20 protein-coding genes are annotated in these 20,119 nt (G+C 48.3%); 14 read left to right on the top strand and 6 right to left on the bottom strand.

Translation table 11 applies throughout. The annotated features are described in order from the left end of the window. Positions 1-13 precede the first annotated feature (13 nt). Positions 14-1,057 carry a low-specificity L-threonine aldolase gene (gene ltaE / locus ACSHWX_RS01560; protein WP_435666416.1) on the bottom strand — a complete coding sequence of 348 codons (1,044 nt, stop codon included), beginning with the start codon at positions 1,055-1,057 and terminating at the stop codon, positions 14-16. 255 nt (positions 1,058-1,312) lie between these two features. Here ltaE and ACSHWX_RS01555 point away from each other — a divergent pair, with 255 nt between their 5' ends. From ACSHWX_RS01555 to ACSHWX_RS01520, 8 genes are all read left to right on the top strand, one after another. After that, complete coding sequence (locus ACSHWX_RS01555; RefSeq protein ID WP_435666415.1) at positions 1,313-2,344, top strand: AbrB family transcriptional regulator; 1,032 nt, start codon at positions 1,313-1,315, stop codon at positions 2,342-2,344. 78 nt (positions 2,345-2,422) lie between these two features. After that, entirely contained in the window at positions 2,423-3,244 is an 822-nt protein-coding gene (locus ACSHWX_RS01550; RefSeq protein WP_435666414.1) for a M55 family metallopeptidase, read from the top strand. Between the two features lie 22 nt (positions 3,245-3,266). Next, entirely contained in the window at positions 3,267-4,307 is a 1,041-nt protein-coding gene (locus ACSHWX_RS01545) for a P1 family peptidase (RefSeq protein ID WP_435666413.1), read from the top strand. A gap of 4 nt (positions 4,308-4,311) precedes the next feature. Beyond that, a complete protein-coding gene (locus ACSHWX_RS01540) occupies positions 4,312-4,641 on the top strand; it encodes a Spx/MgsR family RNA polymerase-binding regulatory protein (protein WP_435666412.1) in 330 nt (109 codons plus the stop codon). Between the two features lie 226 nt (positions 4,642-4,867). After that, positions 4,868-5,059 carry a hypothetical protein gene (locus ACSHWX_RS01535; RefSeq protein ID WP_435666411.1) on the top strand — a complete coding sequence of 64 codons (192 nt, stop codon included), beginning with the start codon at positions 4,868-4,870 and terminating at the stop codon, positions 5,057-5,059. Positions 5,060-5,201: 142 nt separating this feature from the next. Then, on the top strand, positions 5,202-5,801 hold the full coding sequence (locus tag ACSHWX_RS01530; RefSeq protein WP_435666410.1) for a sigma-70 family RNA polymerase sigma factor: 600 nt from the start codon (positions 5,202-5,204) through the stop codon (positions 5,799-5,801). Continuing rightward, positions 5,798-6,484, top strand: coding sequence for a ChrR family anti-sigma-E factor (locus tag ACSHWX_RS01525; protein ID WP_435666409.1), 687 nt, complete (start codon positions 5,798-5,800; stop codon positions 6,482-6,484). The genes ACSHWX_RS01530 and ACSHWX_RS01525 overlap by 4 nt, the downstream gene beginning before the upstream one ends. 2 nt (positions 6,485-6,486) lie before the next feature. Then, complete coding sequence (locus tag ACSHWX_RS01520; protein ID WP_435666408.1) at positions 6,487-7,242, top strand: SDR family NAD(P)-dependent oxidoreductase; 756 nt, start codon at positions 6,487-6,489, stop codon at positions 7,240-7,242. 12 nt (positions 7,243-7,254) lie between these two features. Here ACSHWX_RS01520 and ACSHWX_RS01515 read toward each other — a convergent pair whose 3' ends face one another. Both ACSHWX_RS01515 and ACSHWX_RS01510 read right to left on the bottom strand, forming a co-directional pair. Continuing rightward, complete coding sequence (locus ACSHWX_RS01515; protein WP_435666407.1) at positions 7,255-8,043, bottom strand: DUF1365 domain-containing protein; 789 nt, start codon at positions 8,041-8,043, stop codon at positions 7,255-7,257. Continuing rightward, complete coding sequence (locus ACSHWX_RS01510) at positions 8,040-9,368, bottom strand: NAD(P)/FAD-dependent oxidoreductase (protein ID WP_435666406.1); 1,329 nt, start codon at positions 9,366-9,368, stop codon at positions 8,040-8,042. The genes ACSHWX_RS01515 and ACSHWX_RS01510 overlap by 4 nt, the downstream gene beginning before the upstream one ends. 126 nt (positions 9,369-9,494) lie before the next feature. Here ACSHWX_RS01510 and ACSHWX_RS01505 point away from each other — a divergent pair, with 126 nt between their 5' ends. The 4 genes from ACSHWX_RS01505 (at position 9,495) to ACSHWX_RS01490 (ending at position 13,483) form a co-directional block, all read left to right on the top strand. Then, a complete protein-coding gene (locus ACSHWX_RS01505; protein ID WP_435666405.1) occupies positions 9,495-9,899 on the top strand; it encodes a DUF2177 family protein in 405 nt (134 codons plus the stop codon). A 133-nt stretch (positions 9,900-10,032) separates the two neighbouring features. After that, the gene (locus ACSHWX_RS01500; protein ID WP_435666404.1) at positions 10,033-10,575 is read left to right on the top strand and encodes an RNA polymerase sigma factor; all 543 of its coding nucleotides are present in this window, start codon (positions 10,033-10,035) and stop codon (positions 10,573-10,575) included. Positions 10,576-10,579: 4 nt separating this feature from the next. Further along, complete coding sequence (locus ACSHWX_RS01495; protein WP_435666403.1) at positions 10,580-12,631, top strand: vWA domain-containing protein; 2,052 nt, start codon at positions 10,580-10,582, stop codon at positions 12,629-12,631. 78 nt (positions 12,632-12,709) lie between these two features. Continuing rightward, positions 12,710-13,483, top strand: a complete 774-nt coding sequence (locus ACSHWX_RS01490) for a pentapeptide repeat-containing protein (protein WP_435666402.1) — start codon at positions 12,710-12,712, stop codon at positions 13,481-13,483. On the opposite strand, the gene ACSHWX_RS01485 is transcribed toward ACSHWX_RS01490, so the two are convergent. The 3 genes from ACSHWX_RS01485 to ACSHWX_RS01475 all read right to left on the bottom strand — a co-directional run bounded on the left by ACSHWX_RS01485 (position 13,480) and on the right by ACSHWX_RS01475 (position 16,709). After that, positions 13,480-14,706, bottom strand: a complete 1,227-nt coding sequence (locus ACSHWX_RS01485; protein ID WP_435666401.1) for an MFS transporter — start codon at positions 14,704-14,706, stop codon at positions 13,480-13,482. The two genes, ACSHWX_RS01490 and ACSHWX_RS01485, sit on opposite strands and share 4 nt — an antisense overlap. Positions 14,707-14,803: 97 nt before the next feature. Then, the gene (gene solA, locus ACSHWX_RS01480; protein ID WP_435666400.1) at positions 14,804-15,979 is read right to left on the bottom strand and encodes an N-methyl-L-tryptophan oxidase; all 1,176 of its coding nucleotides are present in this window, start codon (positions 15,977-15,979) and stop codon (positions 14,804-14,806) included. Positions 15,980-16,013: 34 nt separating this feature from the next. Further along, positions 16,014-16,709 (bottom strand): helix-turn-helix domain-containing protein, encoded by a 696-nt coding sequence (locus ACSHWX_RS01475; RefSeq protein ID WP_435666399.1) that lies wholly within the window; start codon positions 16,707-16,709, stop codon positions 16,014-16,016. A gap of 347 nt (positions 16,710-17,056) precedes the next feature. Here ACSHWX_RS01475 and ACSHWX_RS01470 point away from each other — a divergent pair, with 347 nt between their 5' ends. Then, positions 17,057-18,397, top strand: a complete 1,341-nt coding sequence (locus ACSHWX_RS01470) for an MFS transporter (RefSeq protein ID WP_435666398.1) — start codon at positions 17,057-17,059, stop codon at positions 18,395-18,397. 81 nt (positions 18,398-18,478) lie between these two features. Beyond that, positions 18,479-20,095, top strand: coding sequence for an MFS transporter (locus ACSHWX_RS01465; protein ID WP_435666397.1), 1,617 nt, complete (start codon positions 18,479-18,481; stop codon positions 20,093-20,095). Positions 20,096-20,119: the final 24 nt, after the last annotated feature.

The raw sequence follows: 20,119 nt of genomic DNA, 5'->3' as shown, positions 1-20,119 counted from the left end.
CGATGGCCCCAAATTAGGAGCCGTAATAGCTTTTGAACCCGTCAACAATGCGGGTAATGCCATCATCATTAATGTCCAAATGGATGGCGATCCGGATATATTCACCGCCTGCCAAGTTGATGCCGCGTTTGCCCAAATGCTGGCGCAACGGTTCTATGTCTTTTTGGGCAGGTTCGATGAAGACCATGTTGGTTTGATTGTCTTGGTAGGTTACTTTTAGCGTGTCGAGCGCGATCAGTTCATTTGCCAATGTGGCTGTGCGGTCATGATCGTCTTTAAGACGCGCAATATGATTGTCTAAAGCGTAAATGCCTGCCGCCGCCAAAATGCCGGCTTGTCGCATACCGCCACCCAACATTTTGCGCCAACGCAATGCAGCTGCAATTGTCGATTTTGCACCCACCAGCACGGCACCAACGGGCGCACCAAGTCCTTTGGAAAGGCAAATATTGACGCTGTCAAAACGTGCCGCCAATTCAACTGGGGTGATGCCAAGTTTGGTGGTGGCGTTAAACAAACGCGCGCCATCTAAGTGTTTGCTCAGTCCATGTTTGTCCGCAACATCAAGTGCTGCATGGATGCGTTCAAGCGAAATTGCCTGACCCGAATGGGTGTTTTCTAAGCTCAATATGCTTGAAACGGGAAAGTGCGGGTCGTCTGGTTTTATCGCGGCTTCAATGTCGGCAGGTTTAAGACCGCCATCAGCGGCTATCTCCAACGGGTAGGGGAATGTGCCCCCAACAACCGAAGTGCCTCCGGCCTCATATTTAAAGATATGGTAGGGGCGACCAACGATAATTTCTTCGCCGCGTTTTGTGTGCGCCAGCATCGCGGCAAGGTTAGACATGGTGCTTGAAGGCAAAAACAATCCCGCCTCTTTGCCCAGCGTCTTGGCTGCTTTTTCTTCCAACGCGTTGATGGTCGGGTCTTCGCCGTAAACATCGTCACCGGTTTTTGCGTCCATCATAATGGCACGCATTTCAGCGGTGGGTTGTGTCACCGTATCTGAACGTAAATCCAGAACAGACAAGTCGGTTTGCGCAACCAGGTTGCTCATATTTTGGTACATGATGAAATACGCCTTGGAGAGCAGAAGGGAAGTTAGCTTTTGGCCGAGATTGGCATAATCCCCCAATGTCGCCAAGCACTAAGTTGTTCGAAATTTCGCTCTTTCATCTTGCGATGATGGCCAAGGCTGCGTATTATTTTGATGCTTTCCCCGTTGAGTCTCTTTTTTTAGAGATTTGCCTATCGTCCCACAAATGTTCGGCACAAGCGGGTAATCGGTTCGAACAAATATGTGGTGATAATTATGACAGATTTCGCATTGTGGCGAAAAACAATCCTCTCGCTGTTTATTGGCAGTGTTGGTGCTGTTTTGGCATTTGCCATTCAACTACCTGCACCCGCGCTTACGGGTCCATCTATCGCGGTTACGTTGGCTGGCCTTTTGGGGGTCAAGCTGGCGTTCGAGCCTCGCGTGCGAGACATTTCCTTTTTGGTGATTGGTCTATCGATGGGGACCAGCGTTACCCCTGAGGTCTATCAAAGCGCAAAACAATGGCCGTTTAGTCTTGCGACCATCGTTATAACAGTAACGGCCGCGTTTTTTCTCAGCCAATGGGTGTTGAAGAAATATTGGAAATATGACGCAAAAACCGCAGTGTTGGGCGCTTCGCCGGGGCATTTGAGTTTTGTCATCGGGCTGGGCATGGACACGGGGGCCGATATCCGTTTGGTGTCCATCGTACAAAGCATCCGTGTTTTGGCACTGACTTTGGTGGTGCCCATGGTTGTCGTTTGGTCTGGGTTGGCGGCGAATGGCTTTTCTCGTCCCACAAGCTTTATGGCCCTTTCTTGGGTTGCGGCCAGTTTGGCCGTTGCCGCGTTGTTAGGACTTGGTTTTAAAAAGTTTAAAGTCCCTGCAGCCTTCGTTCTATCGGGCATGTTTATTTCGCTCACTAGTCACCTAACAGGTATCGTTTCAGGGCATATGCCTGAATGGTTGACCCTGCCAGCCCTTACAATTTTGGGCAGCATGATCGGCACGCGGTTTTCCGGCGTGAGCTATGTTGAACTGAAAAAGGCCTTTTCAGCAGGCATGGCGATTACGTTTGTGGGTATGTTTGCAGCTGTTCTATTTGCATTTTTATTGTCGCTCTTTGTTGACTTACCAATCGCCCAACTGGTGGTAGCGTTCGCGCCCGGTGGGGTGGAAGTTATGGCAGCGATGGCGTTTGCCCTAGATCTTGATCCAACATTTGTCGCTACTCACCATATAGCGCGGTTGTTCTATCTGAGTTTCTTTGTGCCCCTGGCGTTGATGTGGTGGGGTAAAGACTGACCGTTTGCAATTAAATGGGTCAACTGATTTGGTAGGACTGGCAAGTCGTTATGTGCCGTTCGAACTTTGAGGTGTTTTATGCATATTTTTATTTCGGTCGATATTGAAGGTGTAGCTGGGGTGTCAGACGGTATTCAAGGCCAAACTGGCAATCCTGAATATGAAGTTGCTCGTCGTCTGATGACACAAGAAGCAAATGCTGCAATTCGAGGTGCATTTGCGGGCGGCGCAACTGAAGTCACTGTGGCAGATTCACACGGCAAAATGCGCAACATGATTGCCGAAGATCTAGACCCGCGCGCAAGGGTGGTGGCGGGCATTATGCGGCCGCTCTCGATGATTGAGGGCATAGAACCACATCATGCGGGTGTCATTCTGATTGGTTATCATGCAGCAGCTTCTAACTTTGGAGTATTGGCGCACACGATCAGCGGGTTGGCGTTTCAACGCATTGAAATAAACGGCCAAATGGTTGGGGAACCAACCCTGTTTGGTGGGTATGCCGCCCAAATTGGTGTGCCCTTGCTCGCGGTAAGCGGCGATCAACATCTTGCGGCCGAAATTGCCAACCAATTCCCGAACGCAAAATCTATCGTTGTGAAAAACACGATTGGCGCTGCATCAACCAATTCGCTTTCGCCGCAAAAAGCGCGGGAACTTATCGAAGCAGATGTCACAAAAGTTGTACGCAACGCATCTGGCGCAAAAGTTGATCAGTTAATTGTGCCGCCGCTCAACGTTGAAATCGCCTTCACCAAGCAAGCCTTTGCGGACGGTGCCGTTTTACTGCCATTTGTGCAACGAAAAGATGCGCTCCGGGTCACGTTTGTTGCTGACAATTATCAAGACGTCATTGGCTCAATCATGGCGATGGCGCTCATCTCGAGTGGAATGCTTTAAAGCCTTTAAGTTGGAGTGAGTTTTGCGCGATCCCGAATTTGAAAACCTGACAAGTGGTTGGTGGCGTTTGCCGACGGGACCAACAAACATGATCAGCGATGTTGCTGGCGTGCGCGTCGGCCATTGCACGAAAAATGATGGTTCGGCTCGTACCGGCGTGACTGCGGTTTTGCCGCATTCTGGCAATATGTTTTCTCAAAAATTGGAAGCAGGTGTAGCGGTGCTTAATGGCTTTGGTAAAAGCGTTGGGCTGGTGCAGGTGAAGGAATTGGGGCAAATTGAAACACCAATTTTATTGAGCAATACGTTTGCCATGCCGACCTGTTCAACCGTTCTGACCAAACGCGCAATAGCGCAAAATCCCGAAATTGGTCGCAAACTGCCAACCGTCAATCCTCTTGCGTTTGAGTGTAACGATGGACTGCTTAACGATATTCAAGCGCTGCATGTCAGTGAAGATATGGCCCAAGCAGCGCTGGATAGCGCAGCAGCTGAATTTGAGCTGGGGTCTGTCGGTGCGGGCACCGGCATGAAGAGCTTTGGTTTTGCTGGTGGGGTCGGCAGTGCATCACGTTTGGTGCAAATTGGCGATGACCTTCAATATACGATTGGCGCGCTGGTACTTTCGAACTTTGGCAAACAAAGCGAGTTTCGGTTTTGTGGTAAGCGACTTTTAGAAACGAACGGCGAAAATGAGACACCAGATCGGGGGTCAATCATCATCCTTTTGGCCACCAATGCGCCCCTATGTTCTCGGCAACTAAAACGCGTCGCGAGCCGTTCGAGTGCAGCGCTGGGGCGAATGGGTAGTTTTCTGGGTCATGGCAGCGGCGATATCGCATTGGCGTTTTCAACTGCCAATCAGGCTCAAACCAACGTTGGAAAAGCCACAGTTCAGTTTGAGCGTTTGAATGAATCGCTGCTGGATCAGATGTTCCTGGGAGCTGTTGAGGCGGTCGAGGAGGCCGTTTTAACGGCCATGTGGCACGGAAAAAGCCGTGAAGGATATGATGGAATAGCATTTCCTGAACTGCGTAATTCCATGTTAAACGATAAAGAGTAAAACGATGAAGCTTTATGGATTGAAAAATTGCGACACCTGCCGCAAGGCAAAAAAGATGTTGGAAGCGAAGGGCCATGAGGTGACGTTTGTCGATGTGCGCCAGTCTCCTTTAGAAGAGAAACAGCTTTCTCAATTCCTGAAAGCGTTCGGCGAAGATAAACTGATCAACAAAAAATCCACAACGTGGCGACAACTCAGTGAAGCTGATCGCACCAAACCTGCCCTTGAACTGCTGGTTGAAAACCCCTCGTTGATGAAACGCCCCGTCATTGAGCTTAAGGATACATTGCATCTTGGTTGGACTAAGGATGTGCAAGAAGCTCTGTCGATGTGAGTGGCGGTGCTATTTTCGTTTTATCGCTTCAACTTGTGAATTTCTGACCAGCTAGAAAACCGCGTCGATTTCGAGGTTTGCCGATAGAACGAGGATGCCTACCCCTCTGCCGAAGTCCATGCCACTTAGAGCAATAACCAAAAGCCCTCAGATTGCAGTGGCTTTGTCTGAGCACCCACAAGCTGTAGTTGTCTTGATTGCTGGAAATTTTGACAAACGAAGTGAGATGACAACTGGCGCAATGATTGAAGTGTCTTCTGAAATGATGGCGGTCGCCAATGAAGATAAAATTGGAACTGCCGCAGCCTATCAAATCGGTCCGGTCAACATCGTGAACACTCTTGTTACAGAACGAGGAACAGATCAATCCCACCTCAAAGCGATTTCCAATAGCGGTATTTCCATTGAACTGGTTTGAAGACAACTAGCAGATCAATAGGCTGTTTGATGGGCAAAGGATATTTGTATCTCAATTGCCGAAAATGTTTAATAAATTTCAATTTGCGGTAATCCACTCGACGTTTCCATGCGTAACGCTTATAGATTTGGGAGACTGCAACATGCGATTGGCATTAAAACTTGTGAGTGATATAGACCATAAGTCGGCAACCGAATTGGCGAGCGAACACCGCAGGCTCATTGCTATGGTGGGTGAACGCCAAGACCGGCAAGCATTTCAGACTCTCTTCGAATATTTTGCGCCCCGAATTAAAGCTATGATGCTTAAAGGCGGGACCAATATTATGCAGGCTGAGGATTTAATGCAGGATGTAATGATGACTGTTTGGCGAAAGTCATCGCAATTTTCGCCAGACCGAGGCACGGTAAGTTCGTGGATATTTACGATTGCGCGTAATGCGCGGATAGATTTGTTCCGTAAGGCTTCATCTCGTCCTTATGAGGACGTTTATGAAATGGAAATTGCAACCGACGATAAAGCTAGTGACGAACAGGTTTTGCAATTTGAACGTGAAACCTGTGTCAGTGCGGCTTTAGATGAACTGCCGAGCGATCAACGGGATGTAATTCGATTGGCATTCATTGCCGATCTTAGCCAAAGCGAAATTGCCAAAAAGCTTTCACTGCCCATTGGAACGGTGAAATCTAGAATGCGGCTGGCATATGGTAAATTAAAAAACAAATTGGAGGCGGTGCGATGAAAACGATCCATCACCTAGATGACGCTACCCTAATTCGTTACGCAAGTGGCGACCTTGATGGTGCTTTTTCAGTCATAGTGGCTTCGCATATTGCTATGTGTGATACCTGCCGTCTTGCAGCACGCGATGCAGAGCAATTAGGCGGAACATTGCTTGAACGCGAAGTTGGGGATGCAGTTGATCAAGATGCGTTTTTGAAATTGATGGCAGCAATCGACACGCAAGATGAAGAGCATGTTGATGGCGAGCTGGCCACTAATATCCACCAGTTCCCCAAAGCTCGCGTGAAGTTAACGGGCGATGTGCCATTGCCGTTGCAGCGCTTTATCGGTTCGCAAACATCTGACATTAAATGGAAGAAAGTTGCGCCTGGAATTTCCAAGCACGATATTGATTTGGGAAAAGATGTTCCATCTTCGCTCTATCTGCTCAACATTGAGTCTGGACAGGCTGTGCCTGAACATGGGCATGGCGGTGTGGAAATGACGCTCATTCTTTCTGGTGCCTATACAGATCGCTTTGGTCGCTTTGGACCAGGGGACATCGCAGACTTGGATGAGCATGTTGATCATCAGCCAATTGTAGAAGCTGGTGCTAGCTGCATATGCTTGGTGGCGACAGAGAAGCCTACCCAGTTCAAGGGCTTTGTTGAACGTTTACTGCAACCAATTTTTAAGATTTGACAATGGACAATCAAAATAAAAATCGTCGTCATGTTTGGATTACTGGAGCGAGTTCAGGCATTGGTTATGCCCTTGCTGAGCGCATGGCGAAATCAGGCGATAAGGTTGCCATTTCTGCCCGATCTAAAGATAAGTTGGCTGAATTGGTCAATAAAGCCTCAAATATTGATGCCTTTCCACTTGATGTGACCCGCCAAGAAGATGTCGGCGAAACAATTGGTGCAATTGAACAAAGTGGCCCCATCGATTTGGCGGTGCTCAATGCTGGCGCTTGGTCTTTGATGGACGCCGTCGACATGGATGTTAAGAAAGTTCGTCAGGGTGTGGAAGTGAACTATATGGGCGTGATTTATGCGCTCAGAAAACTTCTGCCATTGATGAAAGCTCGAGGACAGGGGCATATTGCTATTGTCGCGTCAGTCGCTGGGTATCGCGGCCTACCGCGCTCTGTTGCCTACGGCCCAACCAAAGCGGCTCTCATAAATTTGGCCGAGACGTTGAAGCCTGAACTCGAGCAATACGGGATTACAGTTTCAGTGATCAATCCTGGGTTTGTGGATACCGACATGACGCGCGATAATCCCTTTCCGATGCCAGATCTGATTACGCCAGACAAAGCAGCAATTGAGATTGAAAAAGGCCTGAATGCAGGGAGGTTTGAAATCAGGTTCCCTTGGCGCTTCACAACAATGATGAAGTTGATGCGGATTTTGCCTAACGGGGTTTTCTTCTGGGCAATGAAGCGTATTATGGCTTAATAATCGTGTTGACTATTCCGCGGGATTTGTTTTCTTCTTTACGATTTCGATTGAACGCTTTGGTGCCTCTGGGCGTGGTTTGATTTTCATGCCTTTGAACCACAATTTGAGCGCCTCAATATGAATTCCTGCCATCACCTTAACCGTCATCCATCCTGTGCCGATTATTGCCTTAATCAATTGGCCATCTGAAAAGGGTTGACGGTGGCCGGCAAAAAAGGCGTTTAGAATTGGCCCATCGTTATCGCGAAGAGCAACTCCCACCGTGAGTTTTTCGGCAATTGGTGTGACATGGAAAGTGTAATTGCCGCTCACATCGTTAAATGGGGAAACATAAAACTGTTTTTCGCAATTTTGCCAGATCATGCCATCTGGGCGTTGTTCAGCAGGAATTACATAAGTATGTCGTTGGCCGAATGTGTTGTTGACCTCATAGACCATCAGCCGGATTTTGCCGTCATCATCCAATCCAAAATATACGGTTAGTGGATTGAAGGCGTAACCAAAAACTCTGGGGTAGGCTAGCATCTTAAATGAGGCGATCGACGTTTCTGGAACCGCGCTTTTCGCTAACTCCCGCAAGTAAGCGCCGAGCTGTTTGCTGTCGCCATGGTCTTTATCGTAAATGCTGACCAAATTCGGTTTATTATGCGAGAAGAACTTTAGTTTTCCGGCCAGATCGTCAATTTCATCGCAATCCAATAATAAGTTAAACACACCATAGCTTAGCCCGTGTTTAACCGGGCGTAGACGCTTGTGGGTAACCGTTCCTTTATAAATTGCGTTGGGCGTATTGGTCATTCAGCGGCTACTTTTTCGCTTGGCGAATGAACGTGTATGCGCCCAGACTCATTCTCAACGTTCCATGGTCGTCTTACATTGCCCAATGTTTCAGCTACAGCTAGCCCAGACTGAATTCCATCCTCGTGAAAGCCGTAACCGAAATATGCGCCGCAGAACCAAGTGCGGTTTTGCCCCTGTAATTCCCAAAGGGATTTTTGTGCTTGAATCGCTGTTGCGTTAAATACGGGGTGTTGATAGTCAAACTCTGAATAGATTAGGTCTTCATCGATCTGCCCCGTTGGGTTCAGTGTGACAAAAAGATCCTGATCTGTGTGCAACTCCTGCAATTCGTTCATCCAATAGGTGACGCACAATTGATCTTCATCGCTGGCGCTATCTTTTAAATAGTTCCAACACGACCAAAGCCTTTTGCGTTTTGGCATCCAACTGGTATCGCTGTGTAGCACCGCCTTATTCAACTGATAAGGGAATTGGCCTAAAAGGTTTGATTCAGACGCATCAGGTTGATTTAACAATGCCAAAGTTGTATCCGCGTGCGTCGCCATGACAACATGATCGAATTTTTCGATTTTCCCGCTTTCACTGACTATTTCAACGCAGTCGGTGTGTCGGATAACAGACTTAACCGGATTATTTAGAACGGTTTTAAAGTTACCGTCTTCCAACAAACGGTTAATATACCTGCGGCCACCCCCGATCACGGAACGCCAATCTGGTTTTTGCTTAATTTTCAACAATGCATGGTTGGCATAAAAATCGATAAATGTTTTTGCTGGATATGACATCATTCGGGCCACGTCGGTCGACCAAATAGCTGCGCCCATGGGAATTACGTGGTTGTTGATGAAAAACGGGGAGAATTTTTCGGCCAGAAGATATTCTCCAAGACTAATATTGTCGTTGTAGGCTGCAATCCGCGTCGGCGCTGTTTTGAAAAACCTCATCATGTCATTAAGTTGTTGCCAATGATCAATATTGACGAAGTTCCTGCGTTGGCCGAAAAAACCATTGGCGCCGGAACCTGAATATTCGTACCGTCCTCGGTCCACCGAAAAGGCAAAACTCATATCTGTGTGATGGGTCGCAATATCCAAGTAGTTAAATAACGCCGTGAGGTTTGGATAATTTGGCTCGTTGTAAACAATAAAACCGGTGTCTACCGGGATGGTGCCATTTTTTGTTTCGACATCAACAGTGTTGGTGTGGCCGCCCAAGTAGCTACCAGCTTCAAAAATCGTAACATTGTGGGATTTGGATAAAAGCCAAGCTGAACTTAACCCTGAGATTCCTGAACCAATAATCGCGATGTTCAACTTTTGCATCGAATGCCCCACACTTTAAAAACTATTATAGTTCAAACGGTTCATGGTGCTAGATGGATCACAAAATAAATGAGTGAACCAAATTCAGTTCTCGTTCGTTTAGATAGGCAACAAGGGGATTTGAAAATGACTCAGTATTTCGTCGCATATATAGCAACTTTGATTGTTTTTCTGGGTATAGATTTTGTTTGGCTCAGCTTTGTTGCACGTAAATTCTATTTCGACCGCTTGGGCCCATTGTTGCTTGAGCAACCAAACTTGCTTGCTGCATCTATTTTTTACCTATTCTATGTAATGGGTATTGTGCACCTAGCGATAATTCCAGCGCTTAAGGATGGATCAACTTCAACCGCCATTGTAAACGCAGCGGTGTTTGGTCTGTTGGCGTATGCGACCTATGATATTACCAATGTGGCAACGCTCAAAGGCTGGTCTTGGGACGTCGTGGTAGTGGATATTGTTTGGGGTGGTGTTTTATCTGCCGTTTCTGCATATGCGGGCTATACAATCACCAAAGCTGTACTTGGATGAAACTAATTTTGGGCGATCTAACATCGCCCAAAATTTAATCTGATTTATTTCCAAGGATTGATGCCGTACAATCGTCTTATAGTTGTTTGATACCCAAGGGGATCAGCAATTGGGCGCTTGTTTGGAACAGATATTGGCTGAAAATCTATCACCATCCGAAACTTCGCCAGAGGCGTTGGCAAAGCTTGCGGCCAATGGTGATCGGCAGGCGTTTGCTGACCTTATTGACCTCCAATATGATTTCATTTTTCGTGTGGCTTATAAATGGCTTGGCGATCAGGGCGACGCTGAGGATATCACGCAAACTGTCGTGATTAAGTTGGCCAAAGCTGTCCGTCAATTTGATGGTAGATCGAAGTTTTCAAGCTGGCTTTACCGTGTGACCCTTAATGTCGTGCGCGATCACCAGCGCCAGTCGATGCGGCGTGGGCGCAATGTTGAGGCGTTGAGCTTGGTCGGTGTTTCGCATACCCCCTCAACGCAAGAAGACCAAACCGCAGCAAATGAAATTTGGACAGCGGTGCGACAGCTCCCTGAAAAACAGCGTGATGCCATGTTGATGATTTATGCTGAAGAAATGAGCCATGCCGAATGTGCGGCGATCATGGGCTGCAAAGAGAAAACTGTATCTTGGTATGTGCATGAAGCGAAGAAAACATTGAAGGGGCTTTTGTAATCCGATGACTGAAATTGATAAAAAACTTGAGCACCTGAAATCAGTTGAAACACCGCCTTCTTCGTCTGACGCGAAGCGCCGTGCGATGGCGCTTGCTATGGAAGCGTTTGATGAAACTGAAAATAATTCAGAAAGTTTCCAAGGAACCTCGTGGCCGACGCGTCTTATGTCCATCTTTAGCCCATTAAGAAGGATTAATTTGATGGATATGCGAATTCCTGTAACCGCTGCAATTACGGCTTTGTTAGTGGTGCCCCTAAGCTGGCAGTTGATGAACAACACCTCATTTACACCGCCGCGTTTGGACAACAATATTACTTTGCCATCCAGCGAAACCAAATCCGCTGCTGACAAGTCTAACGTTGACAAATCTGATGTTGAATTGAGTAAGGGTGCAGATGGTCTGCCGTCGGTTTTAACGGCAACGAAGGACGAAACGGCTCAACTAAGCGACGAGACCAACATGCCGTTGCCTGAGCCAACTGTTCTGGCTGAAGTTGAGCAAGAAATGGCGATGGAAGAAACGGCTCCGGTGGTTTCCGGTCAGGTACGCGCGCCCCAAGCCGTGAGCAAATTGGCAACTCAGGGCGCTAGCGCTCCACCAGCCTTGAACAATCAACCCGTTGATGCACGTGGCGGCGATCAGTTCGAGGCGTTTGAGGACAGGTCGATTAAGCTGACCATCGACCAGCCTGTATCGACATTTTCAATCGACGTGGACACGGCGTCTTATGCTTATGTTCGCAATTCTATCGAAAGCGGATATTTACCGCAAAAAGATGCAGTGCGTACTGAAGAACTGATCAATTACTTCACTTATGATTATGCGGCCCCTGCAAGTGCCGAAAAACCATTTGCGCCAAAAATCACGGTGTTCCCCGCGCCCTGGAATGTCGAACACAAGCTTATGCATGTGGCGATTAGGGGCTATATGCCGCAAAACGTTTTGGAACAGCCAACCAATTTGGTGTTCTTGATCGATACGTCTGGTTCTATGCAGGATGCGGATAAACTGCCTTTGCTTAAGCGTGCGTTTAAACTGCTTGTTGATCAAATGGACGATGAGGACACTGTGTCCATCGTGACATATGCTGGGGCAGCGGGTGTCGTGCTTGAGCCAACAAAGGGTTCTCAAAAGCGCAAAATTGTTGAGGCGCTGGATCGGTTGCAACCCGGCGGTTCCACTGCTGGTGCGGCAGGCATTGAGGCGGCCTATCGGTTGGCAGATGAAGCGAAAAATAATGATGGTGTGAACCGGGTCATTCTGGCGACAGACGGTGATTTCAACGTTGGTATTTCAGACCCTGACGCGCTCAAGAACTTCATCAAACAAAGAAGCGACAAAGGGATCTCCCTTTCGGTGCTTGGGTTTGGCAAGGGCAACTATAATGATGCTTTGATGCAGGCGCTTGCGCAAAATGGTGATGGCAATGCCAGCTATATTGATAGTTTTACCGAAGCGCGCAAAGTGCTGGTGAACGAAGTCGGATCTACCCTGCAAACGATTGCGCGGGATGTAAAGATACAGATGGAGTTCAATCCTGCAAAAATTTCGGCTTATCGTTTGATTGGTTATGAAACCCGCGCATTGAACCGCGAAGATTTCAACAATGATAAGATTGATGCCGGGGACGTTGGTGCTAGCCATTCTGTGACGGCAATTTATGAGCTTACACCTGCTGATGGTGCTCAACCTGTGGACCCATTGCGTTATGGTCAAGACGCGTCGTCGTCCACGTCATCTGATGCCAATGCAAATTCCGACGAATATGGCTATTTCAAAATGCGCTATAAATTGCCAAACGCGGACCAGAGCACATTGATTGAATTGCCTGTCAATCAATCCAATGTTGCTGAAAACTTATCTGACGATATTCAGTTCGGCACCGCAGTGGCTGCATTTGGGCAAAAGCTGCGCGATAATGGCTATATTGAAGGTTTCAGTTTTGATGAGATCGCTGCGTTGGCTCAATCAAGCCGTGGTGCTGATCGCTTTGGTTACCGAGCTGAATTTATCCGAATTGTTGAAGCGGCTAAGTCTCTTAATCAGAATTAACAACGTTTCATGCGGCGGTGGTTGTGCCGCCGCCGCATGTCTTTATGGTATCGGCATAATCCAGCCGCGAGTCGCCCCATGACAAATTATGTTTTCCTTGATCAGTCCCAATTGGATCTTTTGTTGGAAGATCAAAAACCGCTCATTGAAGTGGAAATTGACGGTTTGGAGTTTGATCCGGATCAACTCGAAGAATTGGTGGCCCAGCGGGTGAAGTTTAAAAACTGTCGTTGGATTGATTGCGATTTAAGCGGAGCGCGTTTTTCTGATTGTCAGTTTTCTGGATGCTCATTTTCACGGTCTAAGTTAGGTGATGCGGCGTTTGATCATTGTGGATTTTTTGACTCGCAACGGGGTGAGGGAACTGATTTCTCCTATGCCGAAATGCGCGAAGCCCAGTTTTCAAATTGTAACCTGTCTTCAGCCCGTTTTGTTGGCGCAGATTTGTTCGACATTTCGATTAAAGATAGCAAAGCAAACGGCGCAGATTTTGGCGAGGCAACGTTCACCCGCACTTATGGACGCGCTCAGCGCGTTACGAGGGCCAATTTAATTGCCACCATTTTTGACGATGCCAATATGCCCAGTATTGATTTTGGCGATTGCAATTTAAGCAGGTCAAGTTTTTGCCATGCTGATTTAAGCTCTTGCATATTTTTGAACGCGGATATGAGTGGGTGTGATCTTACTAGCGCACAACTACGCCGTTCCAATTTTGACCGAGCTGACTTGCGCGGTGCGCGGCTGGAAGGGTTTATGTTGGGCGAGCTTTCCGGCTATGATGGCATTAAAATCAGCGAAGACCAGCAGGCAACAGTTTTGGCCCATTTGGGCGTGCAAGTGTTCCCTTAGTCGTCCAATTGGATTTGTGTTGCTTCTGGTGTGCTCGTGCTGGTAATCGGCACAATATCTCGACCGCTAACGATTTTCTTATCGCTCAGCATAATCCGTTGGATACCTGTGATCGCTAAAATACTGGCGACAACAATATACATCATGAACATGCCATCCGCGCCGATATTATCCAGCGCAAGGGAGCCCACAATTGGCCCCAAAACCATGCCAGCGGCAAACACCAACACTAATGTGCTAGATGCCGCAACCATTTGGCTTTGTTTGATGTGGTCATTCATGTGCGCCATACATATGGAGTAAATGGGCAGCGTGAACCCACCGAGCAGTAAGAACCCGCCGAACAGCGTATACGTATTCGACTGGGCGTTGGGTGCTACGAGCATAAACACGCACACAAAAAACGTGATGAACGCTGAGCCCGTAATGACCATACGTCTATCAATTTTGTCAGAAAGAGTGCCCAGTGGGAATTGCATGAGCAATCCACCAAAGGTCGAAATGGCGAGCAGGTAACCCGTCGCGCTAACGCTCAAACCAACATTTCTGGCGTAAAGTGCTGTCACAAAAACCAACCCACCATTGGCGATGCCGGTCGCGAAGCCACCAATCATTGCCATAGGTGACAGTTTGAATAGCTCGCTTATGGTGACCCGTTGTGGATCTTCGATGGATGGTTGTGTTGTTGCGGTGACAAGGATCGGCACCAGCGCGAACGATAGGATTACCGACGTGAAGATGAGCAAGCTGATGTCGCCGGGTTGCGATAGGCCAAGCATGAGCTGACCGATCATATAGCCAGCGGTTTGAATGACGAAATAGGCGGACAGCAGCGAGCCCCGGTTCTTGTTGTCAGAAACGGAATTGAGCCAACTTTCGGCAACGATGTAAATGCCAGAAAAGCAAAACCCCGAGAGAACCCGCATCGCGCCCCAGCTATAGGGATCATAGGTAATCAGGTGAATTAGCGCGGACGTGCTGGCGATGGAAACCAGCGCAGCGAACACCCTTACATGCCCAGCGCTTGAGATGAGGCGTGGGGTGATGAAGCAGGAAAAGATGAACCCGATGGGATAGCCAGATTGCACAAAGCCGATCACGGATTCGGAAAAGCCGATTTCTTGTCCACGAATAGTCAAAATTGTCGAAAGAAGGCCATTGCTGACCATCAGCAAAATCATGCCGATAAACAGTGGCCAAGCTGAGCGGATAGCGATCCACATCTGGTTTCTCCCAACAACGCGAATTGCGCAAACTAAGTCATTTGGTTGGACCCTTACAGAGTGGACCGAACAAAATCAACCAGCATTAATACCGACTTCAACGCGCGGTGAATCTTGACAATTTAAATGCAGACAAATCGAGGTCAGAATGGTTGTTTAACATCTGTTGGGCCACCGCTTCACCAATTGCAGCGGAGTGCTTAAATCCGTGTCCTGAGCAGGCGGAAATGATCATCATATTGTCGTGGTCAGGGTGGGTGTCGATAACGAAAACGCTGTCCGGCGTTACTGTGTAAATGCAGGTAACAGATTTTTCCGCTTTAGCTTCAATGCCTGCCAGTCGACCCTTTACATGCGTTTCAAACATTTCGTCCTGTTCTTCGCGCGTGACATTCCTGTCAATTGCATCTGGGTCTGCTGCATCGCCATATGACGCAGCTGCAACCTTGATCAAGTTCGGATCGGCGAGGGAAGGCAGGCCATAATAGCCGTCGCCTTCACCATGCAACCAAATGAACACGGGGTGGTCGGTCCAAGCCTCTTTAGCACTGTTACCAATTGGGTACCAATGCAGCACCTGGCGGGAAGGGGTGAGAATGTCCGAATAGGGCGCACCAAGTAGCTTATTGACCCAAGGGCCAGCGCTGACCACTAGCTTTTTTGCGCTAATGGTTTCGCCATCGGTTTCAATCTCAAACTGATCGCCATCGGAATTGATGTTGAGAACCTTTGTGTCGAACACGGTTTTGGCGCCAAGTTCGATCGCCCGATCAAGTTGGGCTTGCACGCACTCTTCAACCTTAAGGTAGCCAGCACCTGGTTCAAAATAAGCTTGGTCGTCGGCGCCTGCGTCAAAGCCGGGGAAGCGCGTGCGAATTTGTTGCCCGGTCAGTAGTTCATGTTCAATGTTGAATTTTTTGGCCGCAGCAATTGTGGTGTCCAAAAAGTTGGCGCTGCCATGCACACTGCCGTGGCTATTGCCGGTCGAGATCATCAGGCCACCAACTTCAAACAGCAATTGCTCACCCGTTTCGCTAGCAAGTTCTTTCCAGATTTCATGCGAGCGTAGCGCAAGGGGGGTGTACTGGATACCTTCCCCAATCGCGCAGCGGGTGACACGGGTTTCGCCATGGGTCGAGCCATGGGTATGGGGCGGTGTGAATTGGTCGATGCCAATGACGTTGGTATTTTGTTTGGCGAGTTGATAAAGCGTCGCGCTGCCCATGGCCCCTAAGCCAATCACGGCGACGTCATGTATTTTACGATTGGGCATTGGGCACCTTTGAAACAATTATTGGCGTTAAAACTCAGATGGTTTGGTCATCAATGAGTTTGCTTGGTTTTGCAAATTTGGACAATTCATCAATATCGGTAATGTTGATTTTATGCCCTGTTACTTTTACGCCATAAGGTTTGAGCGTGTTAAAGGCGCGCGAAAGATTTTCGGGGGTCATGCCCAAATTTGAAGCCAGTATTTTCTTGTCGTACGGCAGAGTGATTATATCGCTGTCCTGTTTTTGCCTGTAGCGCAGCAAGCGGTTTGCTAAGCGTTCTACGGACGTTCTCAGTTTTAGGTTCTTGTGGTCTTTCACAACGGCGCGATAGCAATTTGAAAGCTCTATAACCATTGCTTTGGAAAAAGCAGGGTCACGGTCGAAAACGCCCCGAACGTTGACCGCAGGCATCATCAGAATACGTGATTTTTTGCTGGTGCGCGCAGACATCAGATAGACAGCGTCTTTCAAAATGGCAGCAAGAATGAATGAGCTCACCGGATAAACCATGGACATGGTGCTTTCACGTCCATTTAAATTGGCAAACAATTCCACACATCCTTCAACGACGATATGCAAAAAGTCCGAAGGCTCACCTTCGGCTATTAATTCCATATTGGCCGGGAACGTTTGTAAATAGGAAGCGCGCATTAGCTCGTCAAAACTCTCTTGGGAAATCCCCTTGAAGATGTTGAGTTCGCGAATCTGTTCTTGTTCTATTTGGCGCATAGCAAATTCTTATTATTGACAATTATCAAGATATGATTTGATCATTTTTGTGTCGTGCTTGCAACCATAAAGTTGTCGACCCAACAAATGCTCTAGGTAAACCGCACCTTTGCGGTCACTGTTCTTGTTTTGCCGCCAATTCTTAACATTTTGATCTGGATCAACAATTTGGCCCCCCATTAGCGAGCTTATGCCCAAACAGAACTCGTGGACGACGAATTAAAGCGAGTTCAGCTTTATCGGTTGTACATTAAGGGGGACATACCCACATGGAGCTGCAAAATAGGGCAACAAGCCTTTGGGGTAATTTTTTTAAGATCTCAATGGTGCAAATCAGAACTTTCCACATGACGTGGTTTTCGTTCTTTCTTTGTTTTTTCGCGTGGTTTGGTATCGCGCCTTTGATGCTGATTGTTCGTGATGAACTCAGCCTGACAAAAGACCAAATCGGCTGGACCATTATCGCGTCCGTTTCAGTAACAATCTTTGCGCGTTTGCTCATTGGTTGGCTCTGTGATCGGATCGGGCCAAGATTGACATATACTGGGCTTCTTACGCTCGGCGCATTCCCAGTAATGGGCATTGGTTTGGCGCAGGACTTCGAGTCGTTCTTGATGTTCCGTCTAGCCATTGGTGCCATTGGTGCGGCGTTTGTTATTACTCAATATCACACCACAGTAATGTTCGCGCCAAACGTTGTTGGTCAAGCCAACGCAACGTCTGCTGGATGGGGTAATCTTGGTGGTGGTGTCACGCAGTTTGTGATGCCAATGATCTTCTCTGTTTTTGTGATTGGCTTTGGTTTCTCTGAGGCCGCAGGCTGGCGTCTTTCAATGGTGGTGGTTGGTTTAGCAATTTTTGCGACCGGCATCGCTTACTATTTCTGGACAAAAGATGCGCCCGACGGAAACTATGCTGAGCTTCGTGCCAAAGGCATGATGCCGCAGAAAAAGACCGTAACCGCCAATTATTTCGAAGCTCTAAAAGACAGTCGCGTTTGGGTGTTGTTCCTTATTTATGGCGCCTGTTTTGGCATCGAGTTGACCGTGAACAACGTGGCCGCACTTTACTTTGCCGACTATTTTGACCTTGGTTTGGTGGCCGCTGGCTTGGTTGCTGCATCTTTTGGTTTGATGAATATTTTTGCCCGCACATTGGGTGGCATATTCGGCGATAACTATGGCGCACTGTGGGGTCTTAAAGGCCGCGCGTTCTGGCTGTTCATCTGCTTGTTCTGTGAGGGCTTGGCTTTGATGCTATTCTCACAAATGCAGGTCTTGTTCCTTGCCATTCCAACATTGATCCTGTTCTCGCTGTTCACTCAAATGGCTGAAGGCGCAACGTACTCGGTTGTTCCGTTCATCAACAAAAAATCACTCGGCGCGGTTGCCGGTGTTGTTGGCGCTGGTGGTAACGCTGGTGCGGTGGCTGCAGGCTTCTTGTTCAAGGGCACTTTGGACTGGTCACAAGCGTTTTTGATCATCGGTATCGTTGTGACAATCGCATCGTTCCTCGCATTCTTTGTTCGCTTTTCAACGCGGCAAGAAGATGAAGAGCGGGCCAACTTTGCTGCGGCGAACATTCAAACAATAAAAGCGAAAGCTGACAAAGCGAATGCTGAACTGGAAGCCGCCATCAATGCGGTGGCTGCCAAACGGGCAGAAGCTGAAGGCGAACCCGCAAAGTAATTCAACAATGCGGACTGGCCATTTAGCCGGTCCGCTCAAGAAACACTCTTGGGGGGTGTTTTCAACTTAAGGAGAAATATCGTGGGTAAAGACCTTCGCGATTGGAACCCGGACGATGAAGCCCAGTGGCAATCCACTGGTAAGGCCATCGCTACGCGTAACTTATGGATATCAATCCCGTCTCTACTATGTGGGTTTGCTGTCTGGTTGTATTGGGGCATCATCACTGTTCAGATGGTAAACCTAGATTTCGGATTTGCTAGTTCTGAATTGTTCACGTTGGGCGCGATTGCTGGTCTAACCGGTGCAACGCTTCGTATTCCCTCAACCTTCTTTATCCGTATTGCGGGTGGACGAAACACCATCGTGTTTACAACTGCTCTGTTGATGATCCCGGCGATTGGCGCTGGATTTGCGCTTCAGGATCCAGGCACACCGCTTTGGTACTTCCAAATGCTCGCGTTCTTGTCCGGCATCGGTGGCGGTAACTTTTCGTCTTCCATGTCCAACATCTCTTTCTTCTATCCGAAGAAAATTCAGGGCTATGCGCTGGGGATGAACGCTGGATTGGGCAACTTTGGTGTGACCACCATGCAAATCCTTATTCCGTTGGCCATGACAATGGGATTGTTCGGTGGCGCGAGCCGTACGTTGGTGAACACATCGGGTACACTGATCGGCAAGATCCCTGCAGGGACTGAAACATACATTCAGAATGCCGGTCTAATCTGGCTGGTCTTCTTGGTGCCGCTCGCAGTGCTTGGTTGGTTCTTCATGAACAACATTCGTGATGAGCATGTTTCGCCAAAGATCCCGAACTTCTTTGGTTCGGCAGGCATCATTCTTGGCATGTTAGCGATCGGTCTTTTGACATCAGCACTTGGTGTTTGGTTGCTGTTGCCGTCTGTTGAAGGTGGGATGCCAACATCGGGCATTGGCCTATCCAAATGGATCGTACTCCCTATCGTCATCGTGTTGACCGTCTTGGGGCTCAAATTGATCCCTGGCGCAGTGGGGCAAAACTTGAACCGTCAATACAAGATCTTTGGCAACAAGCACACCTGGGCCATGACCGTGATCTATACCATGACATTTGGTTCGTTTATCGGCTTCTCAGCTGCCTTACCGTTGACCATCAAGGTCGTGTTCGGCTTCAGCCATGTTGAAGTTGATGGTGTTATGACCCACGATTTGGCCAACCCAAATGGTCCTTCTGCTCTAATGTTTGCATGGATGGGCGCATTTATTGGCGCGCTTATCCGTCCGATTGGCGGCATGTGGGCTGATAAAATGGGCGGTGCGAAAGTAACGCAAATCATCTCAGTTGTGATGGTTGCGAGTGCGCTGGGCGTGGCTTACTTCATTCAGCAAGCATACTCATCTGCTACTCCAGAAATCTACTTCTGGCCATTCCTTGGACTATTCTTGATCTTGTTTGCCGCTACCGGTATTGGCAACGGCTCGACCTTCCGTACCATCGCGATGGTGTTTGATAAGGAACAAACCGGCCCAGCATTGGGTTGGACTGCTGCTGTCGCCGCGTACGGCGCTTTCATTATCCCGAAAGTGTTCGGCGAGCAGTTGGGTGCAGGACATCCTGAATACGCCCTTTATGGCTTCGCGATCTTTTACGCGGTCTGCATCGTGATCAACTACTGGTTCTACCTTCGCCCGAACGCATACGTTCAAAATCCTTGAAGATTGAGCGCGATCATTGTCGGG

The sequence above is a fragment of the Maritalea sp. genome (assembly GCF_051251695.1).
In the GTDB taxonomy this organism is placed as follows: domain Bacteria; phylum Pseudomonadota; class Alphaproteobacteria; order Rhizobiales; family Devosiaceae; genus Maritalea.
Note: the sequence above shows the minus strand (reverse complement) of the source record. Positions and strands in the feature narration are given on the sequence as shown.

What these genes read in the sequence shown, in the direction of transcription:
- ACSHWX_RS01495 (WP_435666403.1), top strand. Translation starts at nt 10,580, where the DNA reads ATGACTGAAATTGATAAAAAACTTGAGCACCTGAAATCAGTTGAAACA.
- ACSHWX_RS01475 (WP_435666399.1), bottom strand. Translation starts at nt 16,709, where the DNA reads ATGCGCCAAATAGAACAAGAACAGATTCGCGAACTCAACATCTTCAAG.
- ACSHWX_RS01555 (WP_435666415.1), top strand. Translation starts at nt 1,313, where the DNA reads ATGACAGATTTCGCATTGTGGCGAAAAACAATCCTCTCGCTGTTTATT.
- ACSHWX_RS01505 (WP_435666405.1), top strand. Translation starts at nt 9,495, where the DNA reads ATGACTCAGTATTTCGTCGCATATATAGCAACTTTGATTGTTTTTCTG.
- ACSHWX_RS01520 (WP_435666408.1), top strand. Translation starts at nt 6,487, where the DNA reads ATGGACAATCAAAATAAAAATCGTCGTCATGTTTGGATTACTGGAGCG.
- ACSHWX_RS01530 (WP_435666410.1), top strand. Translation starts at nt 5,202, where the DNA reads ATGCGATTGGCATTAAAACTTGTGAGTGATATAGACCATAAGTCGGCA.
- solA (WP_435666400.1), bottom strand. Translation starts at nt 15,979, where the DNA reads ATGCCCAATCGTAAAATACATGACGTCGCCGTGATTGGCTTAGGGGCC.
- ACSHWX_RS01525 (WP_435666409.1), top strand. Translation starts at nt 5,798, where the DNA reads ATGAAAACGATCCATCACCTAGATGACGCTACCCTAATTCGTTACGCA.
- ACSHWX_RS01515 (WP_435666407.1), bottom strand. Translation starts at nt 8,043, where the DNA reads ATGACCAATACGCCCAACGCAATTTATAAAGGAACGGTTACCCACAAG.
- ACSHWX_RS01490 (WP_435666402.1), top strand. Translation starts at nt 12,710, where the DNA reads ATGACAAATTATGTTTTCCTTGATCAGTCCCAATTGGATCTTTTGTTG.
- ACSHWX_RS01540 (WP_435666412.1), top strand. Translation starts at nt 4,312, where the DNA reads ATGAAGCTTTATGGATTGAAAAATTGCGACACCTGCCGCAAGGCAAAA.
- ACSHWX_RS01535 (WP_435666411.1), top strand. Translation starts at nt 4,868, where the DNA reads ATGACAACTGGCGCAATGATTGAAGTGTCTTCTGAAATGATGGCGGTC.
- ACSHWX_RS01470 (WP_435666398.1), top strand. Translation starts at nt 17,057, where the DNA reads ATGACGTGGTTTTCGTTCTTTCTTTGTTTTTTCGCGTGGTTTGGTATC.
- ACSHWX_RS01485 (WP_435666401.1), bottom strand. Translation starts at nt 14,706, where the DNA reads ATGTGGATCGCTATCCGCTCAGCTTGGCCACTGTTTATCGGCATGATT.
- ltaE (WP_435666416.1), bottom strand. Translation starts at nt 1,057, where the DNA reads ATGAGCAACCTGGTTGCGCAAACCGACTTGTCTGTTCTGGATTTACGT.
- ACSHWX_RS01550 (WP_435666414.1), top strand. Translation starts at nt 2,423, where the DNA reads ATGCATATTTTTATTTCGGTCGATATTGAAGGTGTAGCTGGGGTGTCA.
- ACSHWX_RS01510 (WP_435666406.1), bottom strand. Translation starts at nt 9,368, where the DNA reads ATGCAAAAGTTGAACATCGCGATTATTGGTTCAGGAATCTCAGGGTTA.